Source organism: Treponema primitia ZAS-2 (assembly GCF_000214375.1).
Classification (GTDB): Bacteria; Spirochaetota; Spirochaetia; order Treponematales; family Breznakiellaceae; genus Termitinema; species Termitinema primitia.
In genome coordinates this window covers 3,796,108-3,812,117 of record NC_015578.1, presented here as the reverse complement: position 1 = coordinate 3,812,117, position 16,010 = coordinate 3,796,108, and the positions used below count along the sequence as shown (strand labels likewise).

Below are 16,010 nucleotides of genomic sequence, written 5' to 3'. Positions count from 1 at the left end.
ATGACAGTGATCCATGAAAATAATGCTGGCGGCCCGGCTCTGTCATCCCGTCTGGTAAACGGTCGTTTGCTCCGCTTTGGATATACTACCGGAAGCTGTGCGGCGGCTGCGGCGGGAGCGGCAGCAGATATGCTGTTGAACCAAAAAAAATGCGAAACCTGGTTTCTGACTACCCCCAGGGGTGTGTCCATGACCCTGGATATTGTAAACCCCTTTTATGATACTGAATCAGCTTCCTGTGGGGTGCAGAAGGATTCCGGGGATGATCCGGATATTACCCACGGTATTCTGGTTTATGCCAGGGTACGGAAAATTCCCTCAGGGATAGTGATAGATGGCGGCGAGGGGGTAGGCCGGGTGACTAAGCCGGGACTCGATCAGAGCGTGGGACAGGCGGCTGTCAATTCGACCCCCCGCCGGATGATTGCCGGTGAATGTCAGCGGGTGTGCGTCGAATCCGGGTATAGCGGGGGGCTTTCGGTGACCATCACTGTTCCCAGGGGCGAGGAACTGGCGAAGCGGACCTTCAATCCCAGGGTGGGCATTGTCGGGGGAATTTCCATCCTGGGTACCAGCGGCATGGTTGAGCCCATGAGTGAGAAGGCCTGGGCGGACAGCCTACGGGTGGAAATGCGGCAGCTCTACGCTGCGGGACACCGGGATGTGCTCATCACCATAGGGAATTTTTCCGCAGCCTTTGCCCGGGATTTTTTGGGACTGTCCCTTTCCGCGCAGATAAAGTGCTCAAATTTTATTGGCGATGCCTTTAGTGCCGCTGTGGAACTCGGATTTAACCGGGCCCTCCTGGTGGGACATATCGGCAAGCTGGTCAAGCTTGGCATAGGGGTTATGGATACCCATTCTTCCAGGGGAGACGGGCGCATAGAAACCCTGGTTGCATGCGCCCTTGAGGCGGGGGCAACGCTGGAAGTGCTGCGGGCTGTAAATGACAGTGTTACTACTGACGGGGTTCTGGTCGTACTGCGAGAGGTAGGCTTGTTGGAACAAACCATGGCGGTTCTGGGTTCCCGGATGGAGGAAACCCTGGCCCGGCATAACGGAAACAATATGGAAGCCGGGTTTATCTGTTTTGGTAAAACCAGCCCTGATCCGGAGGACCCTTCTCCGGAATCCCTGAACAAGGAAGGGGAAATTGTGGCCCAAAGTGCGAATGCCCTTTCCCTTATGGAGGTGTTTAAAACATGAGTACCGTACATTTTGTGGGCGCCGGACCGGGAGCACCGGACTTACTGACTCTGCGGGGCAGGGATTTGCTTGAACAGGCCGCGGTGGTTATCTACGCCGGTTCCTTGGTTAACCCAGCCTTGTTGGATTATACCAAAAAGGGCTCTGAAATTCACAATAGCGCGGAGATGACCCTGGACGAGGTGATCGCCGTCATGACCACAGCATCTGAACAGGGTAAAAAAATTGTCCGCCTCCACACCGGGGACCCAAGCCTTTATGGGGCAATTCGGGAACAGATGGACCGGCTCAAGGCGCTGGGCATCAGTTATGATATCTGCCCCGGTGTTTCCAGTTTCTGCGCCGCCGCCGCCGCCCTGGAGGCGGAGTATACCCTGCCCGGGGTAAGTCAGACCCTGATAATCACCCGGGCTGAGGGGAGGACCGCAGTTCCGGAAGGAGAAAAACTATCAGCTTTAGCTTCTCATGGAGCAACTATGGTACTTTTTCTGAGTGCAGGGATGCTGGATAAGGTTTCTGCGGAGCTGATAAAAGGGGGCCTTTCTCCGGAAACTCCCGCAGCGATTGTATACAAGGCGAGCTGGCCGGAACAACAAATACTCCGGGGTACTGTGGGAACCCTTGCCAAACTGGGGGCCGCAGAAAAAACGGCCCTGGTCATCGTGGGGAATGTCCTGGGTGATGAGTACGAGCTTTCCCGCCTCTACGCCCCGGATTTTACCACCGCTTTCAGAGAAGGCCGCCCATGAAAACCGCTATTATTGCCGTATCCGCTACAGGGGCGGCCCTTGCGGAAATTCTGCGCCCAGGCCTTCCAGAATCTGCAGTTTTTGTGTTCGCCCCCCACGCGGCTCCGGGGCAGGGATCATTTGAAACCCTGCACGGTATCATTCGGGAACTGTGGGAGTCCTACGAGGGGCTGGTGTTCCTCTGCGCATCCGGAATAGCGATACGGGCTATCGCGCCCTATATCAGTTCCAAATATACCGACCCGGCGGTGGTGGTCTGCGGTGACACCGCTTCTTTCGCCATTTCCCTGCTTTCCGGCCACGAGGGCGGGGCCAATGCTCTGGCGGCGGAACTTGCAGCCCTTCTGGGCTCAGTCCCGGTGATAACCACTGCTTCTGAATCTTCGCCTCGGATCCTCCCGCGAAACCTGGTTGCCGGTGTGGGGTGTAGAAAGGGTATTTCCGCCGAAACAATACGCCTCGTCTTTGAGCGGGTTTTTGCGGATAAGCACCTGTCCCCCATCAGGGTACGCAGCATTTGTACCATTGATTTGAAACAGGATGAGCCGGGGCTTATTGAATTTTCAGAATTCCTGGGAGCGCAATTTTGCTGTTTCAGTGCAGAGGAACTTAACGGCCTTCAGGGAACATTTACTTCCTCCGATTATGTAAAGGAAGTCACCGGCACAGACAATGTCTGTGAGCGGGCCGCTGTTGCCGGAGGCGGGAAGGGCCATTTGATTGTTCCGAAAACCGCCTTTGAGGGGGTCACCCTGGCGGTGTTTGAAAAGGAGTATGTACATGGGTAAATTGATTATCGCCGGCATCGGTCCCGGCGGAGAGGACCACATGACCGCCGCCTGCCGGGATGCCCTGGAAGGGGCGGACATCATTGCGGGTTATACGGGCTACACCGCCCTGGTTAAGCATCTCTATCCGCAGAAATCCTACCTGGAAACTCCCATGACCGGCGAAACTGAACGCTGCCGGGAAGCCTTGAAACTGGCCGAGGGGGATCGCAGGGTCTGCCTGATTTCCAGCGGGGACAGCGGCATCTACGGCATGGCCTCCCTGGTGTTCGAACTTGCGGCGGATTACCCCGCCGCTTCCATTGAGGTGATCCCCGGGGTGACCGCAGCCTCAAGCGGCGGGGCCCTTTTGGGGGCGCCCCTGGGCCACGACTTTGCAGTAATAAGCCTGAGCGATCTGCTGACCCCCTGGGAAATCATTGAGAAGCGGCTGCGCATGGCGGCGGAGGGGGACTTTGTCATCTGTCTGTACAACCCGGGAAGCGCCGGCCGGCCGGACCATCTGCGAACAGCCTGTGATATACTCCTTGAAACCCTGCCCCCCGGCCGGGTCTGCGGCCTTGCCCGTAATATAGGGCGGTCCGGGGAAAGCAGTATTACTACCATGCTGGAGGATCTAGGAAAAACGGAAGTTGATATGTTCACTACCGTTTTTATCGGCAGCTCCCGCACCCGTGTTGTGAGCGGGAAAATGCTTACCCCCAGGGGATACCGGAATGCCTAAAGCCCTGATCTTCGGTGGAACCACCGAGGGCCGGCTTCTCTGTGAGGCCTGTTCCGCCCGGGGCATAAACGCCATATACTGCGTTGCCACTGAACTGGGGGCCGTACTGTTGCCGGGGATCACCCCCAGGATTGGCAGACTAGACAGTCTAGCCATGACGGCTCTGATACAACAGGAGCGGCCCGCCCTGGTTCTGGATGCCACCCACCCCTATGCGGCGGAGGTGAGCGCCAATATCCGGGCGTCCTGCATGGAAGCTGGGGTAGCCTTGGTAAGGATTCTGCGAGATGAAGGGGAAGTGACAAAGGATTGCCTTAGTTTTTCTACCCATACTGATCTTATTGCCTGGCTTGAGAAAACCTCTGGGGCGATCTTTGTGGCTACCGGAGCGAAGGAAGCGGCGATCTTTACCGGGCTTTCGGGTTTTCAGGAGCGGATCTGGTTCAGGATGCTTCCCGATATTTTGGGCTTGAAAAACTGTCTGGACCTTGGCTATTCCGCCGCTCGCATTATGTGTATGCAGGGTCCTTTCTCCCGGGACCTTAACCGGGCCATGTTTGCCGCCGCTGCTGCATCCATCCTGGTCACCAAAAATTCCGGCGCCCCCGGGGGCTTCGCAGAAAAGCTGGAGGCGGCTCGGGACCTGGGTATGCACGTAGCCCTGCTGACCCGTCCTCCTGATCCTGGGGGTGTTCCCCTGGAAAGGGCCATCGCAGAATTGGAGGGACTTGGCTCATGAAACAGATCGTTATTGTCGGGACCGGCATGGGGCCGTCTTCCATAAGCGGGGAAGGGATGAAAGCCCTAGGGGACGCCGAAGTTTGGTTCGGCGCATCCCGCTTACTGGAACTGCTCAAGCCTTTTTTCGCAGAAAAAACCGTCTACCCCATCTACAAGCCTGGCGAGATTCTTGAGGCGATCAAGAACAGGGATGAAAATAGTTTTGCTGTGCTGGTTTCCGGGGATACCGGCTTTTACAGCGCCGCCGCAGGGATTTGCGAGGCCCTGAGTGACTATGAACCCCGGCTCATTCCCGGCGTCTCATCAATTGCGTACTTCTGCGCCCGCCTCGGCATTCCCTGGCAGGATGCGGCGCTGCTCAGTGTTCACGGGCGGGACCTGTCGGCCCTCACCGGATTGGTGCGCCGCAACCATCATACCTTCTGCCTGACAGGTAATAACGCTGCCGCCCTGGGGGAAGCTCTCTGCGCCACCGGTTATGGGGACATCACGGTTCATGCGGGCGAAAACCTAGGCTCCGCAGAAGAACGGATTCGCACTATTACTGCGAGAGAACTTTCCGCCTCAGATATTGCGCGGGAAACTCCGTTGCAAAATGCGCGGGAAACTCCGTTGCAAGTTGCGGAGAGAACTTCTTTGCACATTGCGCCCCTGTCGGTTCTCCTTTTTGTCAACGAAGCTCCCGATGACCGCATCCGCTTTGGACTCCCCGATGAGGTCTTTGTCCGCAGCGAGGGTATCCCCATGACTAAGTCTGAGATTCGGGCCCTGTCCCTTGCTAAGCTTGCCCTGCGGCCCGGGGATATCTGCTGGGACATAGGCGCGGGAACAGGTTCGGTGACCGTGGAAATGGCCATGGCGGCTTACCGGGGGAAGGTGTACGCAGTTGAGCGGCAGGGCAATGTCCTGGGCTTGATCAGTCAAAACTGCTGGGCCTTTCATCTGGGAAACGTGGAGCCCATTGCCGGTGAAGCGCCCGGGGGCTTAGCGGAACTGCCGCCACCGGACGCAGTTTTTATAGGCGGCAGCGGCGGGAACCTGAAAGAAATACTGACAGTGATCCTGGAGAAAAATTCTCGGGCACGCATTGTTATTACGGCGATTACCCTGGAAACCGCCGCTGCAGCCCTGGCCCTGCTGCCTGGGGCCGAGCTTACCCAGGTTTCCGCAGCCAGGGCAAAAAAAGCCGGGGACAGCCATCTGTTTATCGGCCAGAACCCGGTGATGATCATAAGTGCGGGAGGGTGGGAATGAGGCGGCTGCTCATCACCGGGACCCATAGCGGCTGCGGTAAAACTACTGTTGCCTGTGCGGTCCTGGCGGCTTTTAAGGCCAGGGGCCTTGATGTCACCGCCTTCAAATGCGGCCCCGACTACATCGATCCCATGTTTCACCGTTCCGTCTCCGGAGTAAAAGCTTACAACCTGGACCCCTTCTTTATGGAAGATGAGAGACTGGCAGCCCATCTTGCGGAATACGGATCTTCAGAAATTAGCGCTACCTGCAACGAAGTTATCCGCGCACTATCACTATTGGAAGGGGCAATGGGGTACTACGATGGTATAGCAAACACAGACAAGGCTTCACCTTATACTGTTACCAAGGCGACTAAAACACCCGCAGTATTAGTGGCCGATGTCCGGGGTATGGGGAATTCTTTGGGCGCCCTGCTGGAAGGGTTTGTTCACTACCGGGGGGACAGCGGCATCCGGGGGGTGATCTTCAACGGGATCAATGAGTCCCGCTACCCGGATATGCGCCGTATTACTGAGAGTGTGGGCCTTGAGGCCTTCGGATGGCTGCCCCGCAATGTTTCGTGGCAAATTGAAAGCCGCCACCTAGGGCTTACCACAGCAGCAGAGATCCCCGGGATACAGGAAAAACTTTTCGCCCTGGGGCGGCAGGCGGAAAATTCTATTGATGTGGATAGCCTTCTGGCCTTGGCGGATTCCGCGCCGGATCTGCCGATCTTACCCGGTGGACCTAAGCTCCGGCGGGTAACGCCTTCGGTATTCCTCGGTGAGTCCTTGCTCCAGCAGCCAGAACCCCCGACCTTGTCCGGCGGTCCTTCGCATTGGCAGCCAGAATCCCCGCCATTACCCACAGGCGGCGGATTGAGGCTTGCCGTAGCCCGGGATGAGGCGTTCTGTTTTCTGTATGCGGAAAACTTGGATCTCCTGGAACGCCTGGGCTGCGAGTTGGTTTTTTTCAGCCCCATCCAGGACAAAGCTTTGCCTCCGGATTTGCAGGGCCTGTACCTCTGCGGCGGGTACCCGGAGCTGTACACACAAACGTTATCGGATAATACTTCTATGCGCGAGGATATACGCAGGGTTATAAATCGGGGACTGCCAACAATAGCCGAATGCGGAGGCTTCCTCTACCTTCATGAAACCCTGGATGACTACCCCATGGCGGCTATTATCTCCGGTAAAGCATGGCGCACGGACCGCCTACAGCGTTTTGGTTATATCACCCTTACTGCGGAGCAGGACAACCTGCTCTGCAAGGCAGGGGAATCCATCCGTTCCCACGAATTTCACTACTGGGAAAGCGATAACTCCGGAGATGGCTTTATTGCAGCCAAAGCCGGCAGGGAGAATGCCTACCCTTGTATCCACGCCGGAGAAACCCTTTACGCCGGATTCCCTCACCTGTATTTCCTGGCAAATCCCAATTTTGCCCGCAGTTTTGTTGAGCGGATGGCGGCCTATAAGAAATCGGCGGCAGGAGTTTTACCATGATACTCCTCTGGTCCACTGCCGCCCTTGCAACAGGTTTCATCCTAGACCTTATCTTTGGCGACCCGCCGGCTATTCCCCATATCATCCGTTTTGTGGGGAAAATTGTTTCCCGGTTAGAAAAATTATTTCTAAAAGTCGGAAAATCTCCCGGTGTTCAGTTCTGCTCTGGTCTATGCTTTACCTGCGTAGTGATCCTGATCAGCACCGGCATTCCCTTCGCTTTACTGTATTTTGCCTACGGGATCCATCCTGTTGCGGGTTTTCTGGTAGAAAGCTTTCTCTGTTATCAGCTTATCGCCGTAAAAGATATGCGGGTAGAAAGTATGCGGGTTTATGATCGCCTAAAAGCTGATGATTTGGATGGAGCGCGGTGGGCGGTTTCCCGGATCGTGGGCAGGGATACTGATCGGCTTGACCGGGCGGGGATTACCCGGGCGGCGGTAGAAACAGTAGCTGAGAATACCGGCGATGGCGTGGCTTCCCCCCTTTTTTACCTTATGCTGGGCGGGGCGGCCCTGGGCTGTTTCTTTAAGTCCGTTAATACCATGGATTCCATGGTGGGGTATAAAAACGAAAAGTATCTTTACTTCGGAAGGGCTGCCGCCAAGCTGGACGATATCCTTAACTTCCTGCCCTCCCGGCTTTGCGCCCTCGTCATGATCTTCGCAACGGCGCTGTTCCGCTTTGATGCCAAAAATGCCCTGCGTATTTGGCGCCGGGATTCCCGCAACCATGCCAGCCCTAACTCGGCTCAGACTGAGGCGGTGTGCGCCGGAGCCCTGGGTGTGCGCCTTGCAGGGCCGGCATACTATGAGGGGGCCCTTGAAGAAAAGCTCTATATCGGGGATGATACCAGGCCTATAGAGGATGATGATATAATCAGGGCCAACCGGCTTCTTTACGGCACAGCAATACTGCTGTTTATTCTGGCAATGGGGGTACGGATATGCTGCATGGCGGTGATATTTACAGTCATGAACAATTAATAGAAAAGGACCGGGAAGGCCTGTTCCTTGATTATTCGGTGAATACCAATCCTCTGGGTATGCCTCCATCGGTAAGGGAGGCAATCTGCGCCCATGTGGATGAATACCAGCGTTACCCTGATCCTTCATGCCGGGCTTTGCGGGCCGGCCTTTCTACCCACGAGGGGGTTTCTGAGGATCGCATTTACTGCGGTAATGGCGCTGCGGATTTGATATTCCGGCTTTGTCTGGCCCGCAAACCCCGCCGTGCCCTGATATGTGCCCCGACCTTTTCCGAATACGAGCGGGCGGTAAAACTGGCGGGGGGCGAAACTGTTTTTCATTACTTGAAAGAAGCCGAAGGTTTTGCTCTGGGCAGACGCTTCTTGGAGGACCTTAGCCCCGGCCTTGATATGGCCTTTCTCTGCAATCCAAACAACCCCACAGGCCGCCTGATCGACCAGGAACTGCTGGCAGATATACTGCGGCGGTGCAGGGAGTTTCGCATCCTGCTGGTGATGGATGAATGTTTCCTGCCCTTTACCCCCGCCGAATCCCTGGCGGAAAACTTAGGATCCTCTTTGGTCGTATTGAAGGCCTTCACAAAAACTTTCAGCATGGCAGGCCTGCGCCTCGGCTACATCCTGGCCGCAGATGCTGCTCTTATTGCCACCGTGGCTGATACGGGGCAGTGCTGGAGTGTTTCGGCCCCTGCCCAGGCAGCCGGCCTCGTCGCCCTTGAATGTACCGGCTGGGTAGAGCAGAGCAGGGCTGTCATAGATACTGAACGGGAATTCCTCTCCTATGAACTGAGGGATGCGGGTTTTAATGTTTTTGACAGTGACGCCAACTTTTTGCTTTTCTGCGGCGCGGCTTCTCTAAAGGAAAGACTTATCGGGAAGGGTGTCCTGATTCGTAACTGCAGTAATTTTCATGGTTTGGATGAGCATTACTACCGTGTTTGTGTAAAACAACGGGAACAAAATGAACGGCTGATGGCAGCAATCAGGGAGGTGCTTGATGAACAGAAAAATTAAGGGCAAGGCACGGCCCATCATGGTTCAGGGAACAATGTCAAACGCCGGCAAGAGCCTTCTGGTAACAGGACTGTGCCGGGTTTTTAGCAAAGACGGCTATAAGGTCGTGCCATTCAAGTCCCAGAACATGGCCCTCAACTCCTGGATCACCGATGAAGGTTTGGAGATGGGCCGCGCCCAGGTAGTGCAGGCCGAAGCCTGCGGTATTGCGCCCAGTGTGCTCATGAATCCCATACTGCTCAAACCAACCACCGATATGGGCTCCCAGGTTATCGTAATGGGCGAAGTTCTGGGTACCCTTAAGGCCGCCGAATATTTTATGCAGAAAAACAATCTCCTCTCCCAGGTGCTCTCTGCCTACGAAACCCTGGCAGGAGACAACGATATTATCGTTATTGAAGGGGCAGGCAGCCCGGCGGAGATCAATCTGGACGACGAATTTGTAAACATGGGGCTTGCAAAAAAAGTGCGGGCGCCGGTGCTGCTTGCGGGGGATATTGACCGGGGCGGGGTGTTTGCCCAGCTTTGCGGTACCCTGATGCTGCTGGACCCGGAAGAGCGGGACCTGGTAAAGGCCCTGGTGATCAACAAGTTCCGGGGCGATCCAAAAATACTGCTCCCCGGCTTGGGTATGCTGGAGGAAAAGAGCGGGAAACCCGTAGCAGGGGTACTGCCCTGGCTACAGGTGGATATTGAAGATGAGGACAGCCTTACTGACCGTTTTGGGGCAAAAAAGCGGGACAGTCTCCTGGATGTGGCGGTGATACGGCTTCCTAAAATATCGAACTTCACCGACTTCTTTGCCCTGGAAGCCACCGATGGTGTGGGGGTGCGCTATGTAGGGGATCTCCGTTCCCTGGGAAAACCGGACCTGCTGATTCTACCTGGGACTAAGAACACTATTTCTGATCTCAAGTGGCTGCGGGAAAGCGGCCTGGAAGGGGCATTGCTTAGGCTTGCGGAAACAGGAACCATGATCTTCGGCATCTGCGGGGGGTATCAAATGCTGGGGGAAAAGGTCACAGATGGGGAAGGCGTGGAAATCGAGGGTGGCGGCAGTATGGCGGGGCTTAGCCTTCTGCCCCAGCGGACAGTGTTCATGCGGGAAAAACAGCGGAAACAGGTGAAGGGTATTGTCACGGCCTTTGGAGGCTGCGCCGTAGAGGGCTACGAAATCCACATGGGAAGCACCTTTAATGCGGATGGTACGGAAGAGCGATCCCTTTTGACCCAACGGGGCAATGTGTACGGAACCTACCTCCACGGTATTTTTGACAGCGCCGAATGCCGGTCAGCCCTTTTTGCGGCCCTCTGTGAAAAGAAAGGAATAGCTTCATTGTCGGATCATGTATTTGATCTGCACCAGTACAAGGAAGAGCAGTTTGATATCTTGGAGGATGCGGTACGGGAAAACCTGGATATGCCCTTTATATACCGCATACTGGAGGAGGGAGCATGATCCATATTTATACCGGCGACGGTAAGGGAAAAACAACCGCCGCCCTGGGACTTGCCCTGAGGGCAGCCGGAAGCGGAAAGCGCGTAGTAATACTGCAATTCATGAAAGGCCGGGATACCGGGGAGATTCACAGCCTGAAATTTGTTCCGAATATCACGGTACTGCGGAACAAGAAGGATTACGGTTTTTTTCGGAACCTGGTCGAAGATACCCGCACAGAAATGACCGATGATAATAACAGTAACCTTAAAGAAGCCCTGGCCCTGCCCTGTGATCTCCTGGTCATGGACGAAGTTTTGTCCGCCTATAACCTGGGCGCCCTGGATCGGGAGCTGATAGACGATCTGGTTTTTAAAACAGGGGAAAAGCCCGAATTGGTTCTTACCGGCCGGGACCCGCCCCCTCATCTGGTGGAGGCGGCGGATTATGTTTCGGAGATCCGGAAGATAAAACACCCCTACGATCTGGGCGTGAAAGCCCGGGAAGGAATTGAATATTAATGAATTGGCAATACGATAAGCCTGAGGACATTGAAAAGCGGAGTTTTGAGATCATTCGCCGGGAGCTCGCCCCTGATATGCCTAAACTGGACCCGATACTGGAAGCCGTCCTTATACGGGTGATTCACGCCACCGCCGATTTCAGCTTTGTGCAGAATCTCTGTGCTTCAGAAGGCGCCGCCCTTCTGGCAATACAGGCCCTGCGTGAAGGAACATCCATAGTCACTGACACCCGGATGGCCCAGGCCGGCATAGATAAAGTGCGGCTGGGAAAATTTGGCGCTGAGGTTTACTGTTTCATGGCGGACAGTGATGTGGCGGAATCGGCAAAGAAAAACGGCACCACCCGGGCCCTGGCTGCCATGGATAAGGCGGCGGCCCTTGGGAAGCCCCTGATCTTCGCCATCGGTAACGCCCCCACCGCTTTAGGCCGCCTCTTTGATTTACATTCCCGGGGCCTGTTGATGGCCCCGCTGATCATCGGCGTACCTGTGGGCTTCGTCAACGTGATGGAGTCCAAGGAGAAGCTTATGGCCGGGACCGCCCCTTATATTACTGTGCGGGGCCGGAAGGGTGGCAGTCCGGTGGCGGCGGCTATCTGCAATGCCCTGCTGCGTATGGCGGAGGAAGCTTTGTGAAAACTGTGGACCCGGTCCAGGCCTACAGGGCGATTCGGAAACGGTGTTTCCTCCTGGGACTGCTGCTCTGGGTTGCCCTAGTCCTGGCTGTGATCTTTACTCTGGGTATGGGGGCCATGGATATCCCGGCGTCCAGCATACTCCGTATCCTTTCGGCAAAGCTCCGGACCGCTTTTTTCGGGCCGGTCGGCAGTCCGGAAGCACTGGCAGGCATTTCCTCGGGAATGGTTGCGGTGGTCTGGGAACTGCGGCTTCCCAGGATACTCCTCAGCATACTCGCCGGGGCTGGGCTGGCGGTAGCCGGGGTGATATTCCAGGGCATACTCCAAAACCCTTTGGCGGATCCCTATACCTTAGGCATAAGCACCGGCGCAGCTTTCGGTGCCTCCCTGGCTATATTTTTCAACATAACCTTGGGCCTGCTCCTCCCGGTATCCTCGGCGGCCCTGGTTTTCGCTGCTCTGACCCTGGCACTGGTGCTGCTCATTGCACAACGGAGCAGCGGCCTGGTCAGCGCGAACCTCATCATGGCGGGGATCATACTCAGCGCCATCCTTTCTGCGGGCATCAGTTTTCTGAAAATGCTTTCCGGTGAAAACGTTGGTGCAATCGTTTTTTGGCTCATGGGAAGCCTTTCCGCCAAAGGCTGGAATGAAGCTCTGCTTCTCGCGACAGTGGTCCCCGCCGCCCTTGTCCTGGCCCGGATTTTTGCGGCGGATCTGAACATCCTGACCCTGGGCAGCCGCAGCGCCGAATCCCTGGGAGTCCAGGTCAAGCGGACCCGGCTGTTCTACCTTTTCCTGGGCGCCACCATCTCTGCTGTCTGCGTCTCCACCTGCGGGGTGATAGGCTTTGTAGGCCTCATCGTGCCCCACCTGCTGCGCATGGCCGTTACCTCGGACAACCGGCTGCTCATACCCCTGTCCGCCCTCCTTGGAGGACTCCTCCTCTGCGCCGCCGATACCTTCGCTCGGCTTCTGTCCGGGGGCGAAATACCCGTCGGGGTCCTCACCACCCTTCTAGGGGGGCCCTTTTTCATCTTCATTTTCCTCAGACAAAAGGGCGGGCGTGGCCTATGAGCCTCCTTTCGGTGAAAAACCTCTCCTTTTCGTACAGCAATAAGGAGGATGTGCTGAAGGACATTGCCCTTTCGGTGGAAAGTGGTGAGCATATAGCCCTGGTTGGCCCCAACGGCAGCGGCAAAACTACCCTTTTCCAGCTCCTGTTAGGCTATTTTACCCCCGCTACCGGGGAAGTCCTGCTAGAAAACCGGGAAATACACCGGTACCCCGTGCCTGAGCGGGCCCGGCGCATAGCCTTTGTGCCCCAGGGCGGGCGAATTGAGTTCCCCTACACCTGCCTGGAGACGGTCCTCATGGGCCTTCACCCCCACCAGAGCCGTTTTGCCCCCTGGGATGAAGCTTCCCTGGACCGGGCCCGGGAACTTATGGAAGAAACCGGTGTCTGGCACCTGGCCGCCAAGAGTGTCACCGAAATTTCCGGGGGCCAGATGCAGCGGCTCCTCCTGGCCCGGGCGCTGCTCCAGATTTTCCCCGATCCCGGTTCTGCCGCCGCCCCTTCCCGGCTTCTCCTCCTGGACGAAACCCTGAGCGAGCTGGACATAGCCGCCCGAATCGCCATGATGAAGCTCCTCTCTCGGTTGGTAAAAGATCGGGGACTCACGGTTATCGGCATACACCACGACCTGAACCTGGCCTACCGCTTTACCAGCCGGATCATCGCCCTCAATCGGGGCCGAATCGCCGCCGATGGGAACCCCGATAGGGTCTTTACCCCGGAATTTTTTGCCGGGGTGTTTTCGGTGAAAGCGGAAATTTTGCCTTGCAGGGGATTTCTTTTTTACGATAACATGGGTGAATCGCCATAAGCGGCTTTGATAATTCGTCTTGCCTGATCTATCCGCCTGTGGTATACCGTCTCATGGTTTTGCTCGAATACCTATGAAGGAGGCGCCTAATGCCAGCCATCATGCTTCAAGGCACCGGCTCGGATGTCGGTAAATCAGTTCTGGTAGCGGGACTTTGCAGGCTGTTTGCCAATAGGGGCCTGAAGGTTCGTCCCTTTAAGGCGCAAAATATGTCCAACAATGCGGCGCCCACCGCCGATGGCGGGGAAATCGGCCGTGCCCAGGCCCTGCAAGCCCAGGGCTGCCGGGTTCCGCCAAGTGTCGACATGAACCCTGTGCTTTTGAAACCCGAATCGAACACCGATGCCCAGGTCATTGTCCAGGGAAAAGTATACGGCAAGCTTCGTGCGGAAGATTTCAATGATGGCCGCACTTCTTTGATTGGGCCGGTGATGCAGTCTTTTGAACGGCTGCGCGCTGAAAGCGACCTGGTGATCGTTGAGGGGGCGGGCAGCCCGGCGGAAATAAATCTGAGAAACGGCGATATCGCCAATATGGGATTTGCCCGGCCTGCGGGTGTACCGGTCATCTTGGTGGGTGATATTGATCGAGGCGGTGTTATCGCGTCCTTGGTGGGTACCAAGGCAGTCCTGGACCCGGAAGATGCGGCAATGATCAAGGGCTTTCTCATCAACCGCTTCCGTGGGGATGTAAGGCTTTTTCATGATGGCTACCGGTCCATTGAAAAATCGACCGGCTGGCGTGGTTTGGGGATTGTGCCCTGGATTGCCGCAGCGCGCAGCCTGCCCGAGGAAGATGCTATACCCGCGGATATGGCCGGCAAGGATGGGGTGACCATAGCGATTCCCCTGCTTCCCCACATATCGAACTCCGATGACTTTGACGCCCTGGATGCTGAAGCCTCGGTGCGAATCGTCCATGTGCCGCCGGGACAGGCTTTGCCGGGAAATGCCCGGCTGATCATTTTGCCCGGAAGCAAAACCACCATCAGCGACCTGGCGTTTTTCCGGGCCCAGGGTTGGGACCTGGACTTGGCCGCCCATATCAGGCGGGGCGGGCATGTGCTGGGCCTCTGCGGGGGCTACCAGATGCTGGGGAAAACCATAGCGGATCCCCTGGGCCTGGAAGGAACGCCGGGGGAAGTCCCGGGGCTTGGCCTGCTGCCGGTGCGCACCGTGCTTACCGAGGATAAGCGTGTGACGGAAGTCGATGGAATCAGCCTGGGCGATCACACGCCTTTCCGGGGGTATGAAATCCATTGCGGGCGAACCGAGCTTGACCCCGGCGCCGTCCCCCTGCTCCAATTTTCCAATGGCGCCCTGGACGGCGCGGTCAGTCAGGATGGGCGTGTTGCCGGCTGCTATATTCATCGCCTGTTTGACGATCCCAGGCAGCGCTCGCGGTGGTTGGCCAAGCTTGGCCTTATCTCAGATGGGATTGATCAAACCGTAAGGGTTGAAGCAGCCCTGGATGCCTTTGCGGCGGAACTTGCGGGCTGCCTCGATATTGAAGGTATCCTGACCATTGCTTCATTCGCCTCATAAAATTTTACTTGACGGCGTCCCAAATCACCTATATACTTAAAAGTGCATATTTCAGAGGAAGCGAGGTGAAAATCCTCCGCTGTCCCGTAACTGTAACCGAATTTCAACATTAAGGCCCAGAATGCCTTGATGTTCGCCGATTCCGCCGTTTACGGCCACTGGCTAAAGGATCCCTGTTCCAACAGGTGATTCTGGCTGGGAAGGCCGGCAGAATTGGTTCAGTTCCGACTGAAAACCCGGAAGCCAGGAGACTTTGGTATGCGTAGGCCCCTTTAGGGACCAGGCTTTCCGCGGGAGGACAACGCGGGGGCCAAACAAATTTTTTCAGGCTTCGAGGATAGAGCCTAGAGAAAAAATCCGAAATTTAATCGGCATTTTTTCCACGGGGAACTGCGGATTAAGGTCCGTTCCTGTTCCCGGGCTCCTTTTCTTCGGAAAGGAGAGAGCCATGTTTACACACAATTTTTCGGTTGGGAAAACCCGCGCTTTCGGGCGGGCGATTTTCCTGTTTCTCGTGCTGGGCCTTGTTGCGGGGGCACTATCCCTGACTGGGTGCGATATGGATGGTGAAGAATTTGAGGATGGTCACCAGCTCAACCCGGGACTTATTGGTTCCTGGGCCAACGTCTATGATGGTTATGAAATAAGCAATACCAGGCTCATTTATAACGATGGGGGATATGGATTGGGGTTTTCCGCTAATATTGTATATGTTTACAATTTTAGTTTAGCCGCAGGAGCTATTATTGTTAAATATGATAATCCAAAATCAATTACAGCTTATACCGCCCCTGGCTCCTATCAGGCTGTTTATTATCGTAAGCTGGAATCAGGCTCAGTAATAATGGGAAGCGCATACGATGTCGCTACTTCCGATAAGTACCCTGACAACGATCATGTGGAAGTAATAACACTGGAAGAAGCCATACTAAAATTCAGCCCTGTAAATGCTGAACGGTACGGAGGTGCATCAGCATTGCAGGCTGCTCCCCTGAGCAGGCAGTAATGGGCTTTATAAAAACTTTCA

The 16,010-nt window shown here is 55.9% G+C and carries 16 protein-coding genes and 1 riboswitch; all 16 genes read left to right on the top strand.

The genetic code is table 11. The annotated features are described in order from the left end of the window. On the top strand, positions 1 to 1,206 hold the full coding sequence (gene cbiD / locus TREPR_RS16560) for a cobalt-precorrin-5B (C(1))-methyltransferase CbiD (RefSeq protein WP_015709499.1): 1,206 nt from the start codon (positions 1 to 3) through the stop codon (positions 1,204 to 1,206). Beyond that, complete coding sequence (cobM, locus tag TREPR_RS16555) at positions 1,203 to 1,955, top strand: precorrin-4 C(11)-methyltransferase (RefSeq protein ID WP_015709498.1); 753 nt, start codon at positions 1,203 to 1,205, stop codon at positions 1,953 to 1,955. Before cbiD ends, cobM begins: the two co-directional genes overlap by 4 nt. Continuing rightward, complete coding sequence (locus tag TREPR_RS16550; protein ID WP_015709497.1) at positions 1,952 to 2,743, top strand: cobalt-precorrin 5A hydrolase; 792 nt, start codon at positions 1,952 to 1,954, stop codon at positions 2,741 to 2,743. The genes cobM and TREPR_RS16550 overlap by 4 nt, the downstream gene beginning before the upstream one ends. Next, positions 2,736 to 3,467 carry a precorrin-3B C(17)-methyltransferase gene (gene cobJ, locus TREPR_RS16545; RefSeq protein WP_015709496.1) on the top strand — a complete coding sequence of 244 codons (732 nt, stop codon included), beginning with the start codon at positions 2,736 to 2,738 and terminating at the stop codon, positions 3,465 to 3,467. The genes TREPR_RS16550 and cobJ overlap by 8 nt, the downstream gene beginning before the upstream one ends. Continuing rightward, positions 3,460 to 4,206 carry a precorrin-6A reductase gene (gene cobK, locus TREPR_RS16540; RefSeq protein ID WP_052299742.1) on the top strand — a complete coding sequence of 249 codons (747 nt, stop codon included), beginning with the start codon at positions 3,460 to 3,462 and terminating at the stop codon, positions 4,204 to 4,206. The genes cobJ and cobK overlap by 8 nt, the downstream gene beginning before the upstream one ends. Then, positions 4,203 to 5,462 carry a bifunctional cobalt-precorrin-7 (C(5))-methyltransferase/cobalt-precorrin-6B (C(15))-methyltransferase gene (locus tag TREPR_RS16535; RefSeq protein ID WP_015709495.1) on the top strand — a complete coding sequence of 420 codons (1,260 nt, stop codon included), beginning with the start codon at positions 4,203 to 4,205 and terminating at the stop codon, positions 5,460 to 5,462. The genes cobK and TREPR_RS16535 overlap by 4 nt, the downstream gene beginning before the upstream one ends. Then, on the top strand, positions 5,459 to 6,952 hold the full coding sequence (locus tag TREPR_RS16530) for a cobyrinic acid a,c-diamide synthase CobB (protein WP_015709494.1): 1,494 nt from the start codon (positions 5,459 to 5,461) through the stop codon (positions 6,950 to 6,952). The genes TREPR_RS16535 and TREPR_RS16530 overlap by 4 nt, the downstream gene beginning before the upstream one ends. Continuing rightward, positions 6,949 to 7,938 (top strand): adenosylcobinamide-phosphate synthase CbiB, encoded by a 990-nt coding sequence (gene cbiB, locus TREPR_RS16525; protein ID WP_015709493.1) that lies wholly within the window; start codon positions 6,949 to 6,951, stop codon positions 7,936 to 7,938. Before TREPR_RS16530 ends, cbiB begins: the two co-directional genes overlap by 4 nt. Further along, on the top strand, positions 7,899 to 8,954 hold the full coding sequence (cobD, locus tag TREPR_RS16520) for a threonine-phosphate decarboxylase CobD (protein WP_015709492.1): 1,056 nt from the start codon (positions 7,899 to 7,901) through the stop codon (positions 8,952 to 8,954). The genes cbiB and cobD overlap by 40 nt, the downstream gene beginning before the upstream one ends. After that, the gene (locus tag TREPR_RS16515; RefSeq protein ID WP_015709491.1) at positions 8,938 to 10,413 is read left to right on the top strand and encodes a cobyric acid synthase; all 1,476 of its coding nucleotides are present in this window, start codon (positions 8,938 to 8,940) and stop codon (positions 10,411 to 10,413) included. Before cobD ends, TREPR_RS16515 begins: the two co-directional genes overlap by 17 nt. Next, the gene (locus TREPR_RS16510; protein ID WP_015709490.1) at positions 10,410 to 10,913 is read left to right on the top strand and encodes a cob(I)yrinic acid a,c-diamide adenosyltransferase; all 504 of its coding nucleotides are present in this window, start codon (positions 10,410 to 10,412) and stop codon (positions 10,911 to 10,913) included. The genes TREPR_RS16515 and TREPR_RS16510 overlap by 4 nt, the downstream gene beginning before the upstream one ends. After that, positions 10,913 to 11,551, top strand: a complete 639-nt coding sequence (locus TREPR_RS16505) for a precorrin-8X methylmutase (RefSeq protein ID WP_015709489.1) — start codon at positions 10,913 to 10,915, stop codon at positions 11,549 to 11,551. Before TREPR_RS16510 ends, TREPR_RS16505 begins: the two co-directional genes overlap by 1 nt. Beyond that, positions 11,548 to 12,630 (top strand): FecCD family ABC transporter permease, encoded by a 1,083-nt coding sequence (locus TREPR_RS16500; protein ID WP_015709488.1) that lies wholly within the window; start codon positions 11,548 to 11,550, stop codon positions 12,628 to 12,630. Before TREPR_RS16505 ends, TREPR_RS16500 begins: the two co-directional genes overlap by 4 nt. Beyond that, positions 12,627 to 13,439 (top strand): ABC transporter ATP-binding protein, encoded by an 813-nt coding sequence (locus tag TREPR_RS16495; protein WP_015709487.1) that lies wholly within the window; start codon positions 12,627 to 12,629, stop codon positions 13,437 to 13,439. Before TREPR_RS16500 ends, TREPR_RS16495 begins: the two co-directional genes overlap by 4 nt. An 89-nt stretch (positions 13,440 to 13,528) precedes the next feature. After that, entirely contained in the window at positions 13,529 to 14,983 is a 1,455-nt protein-coding gene (locus TREPR_RS16490; protein WP_015709486.1) for a cobyric acid synthase, read from the top strand. A gap of 10 nt (positions 14,984 to 14,993) precedes the next feature. Continuing rightward, a riboswitch (cobalamin riboswitch) is annotated at positions 14,994 to 15,253 on the top strand. 178 nt (positions 15,254 to 15,431) lie between these two features. Beyond that, a complete protein-coding gene (locus TREPR_RS16485) occupies positions 15,432 to 15,989 on the top strand; it encodes a hypothetical protein (protein ID WP_015709485.1) in 558 nt (185 codons plus the stop codon). Positions 15,990 to 16,010: the final 21 nt, after the last annotated feature.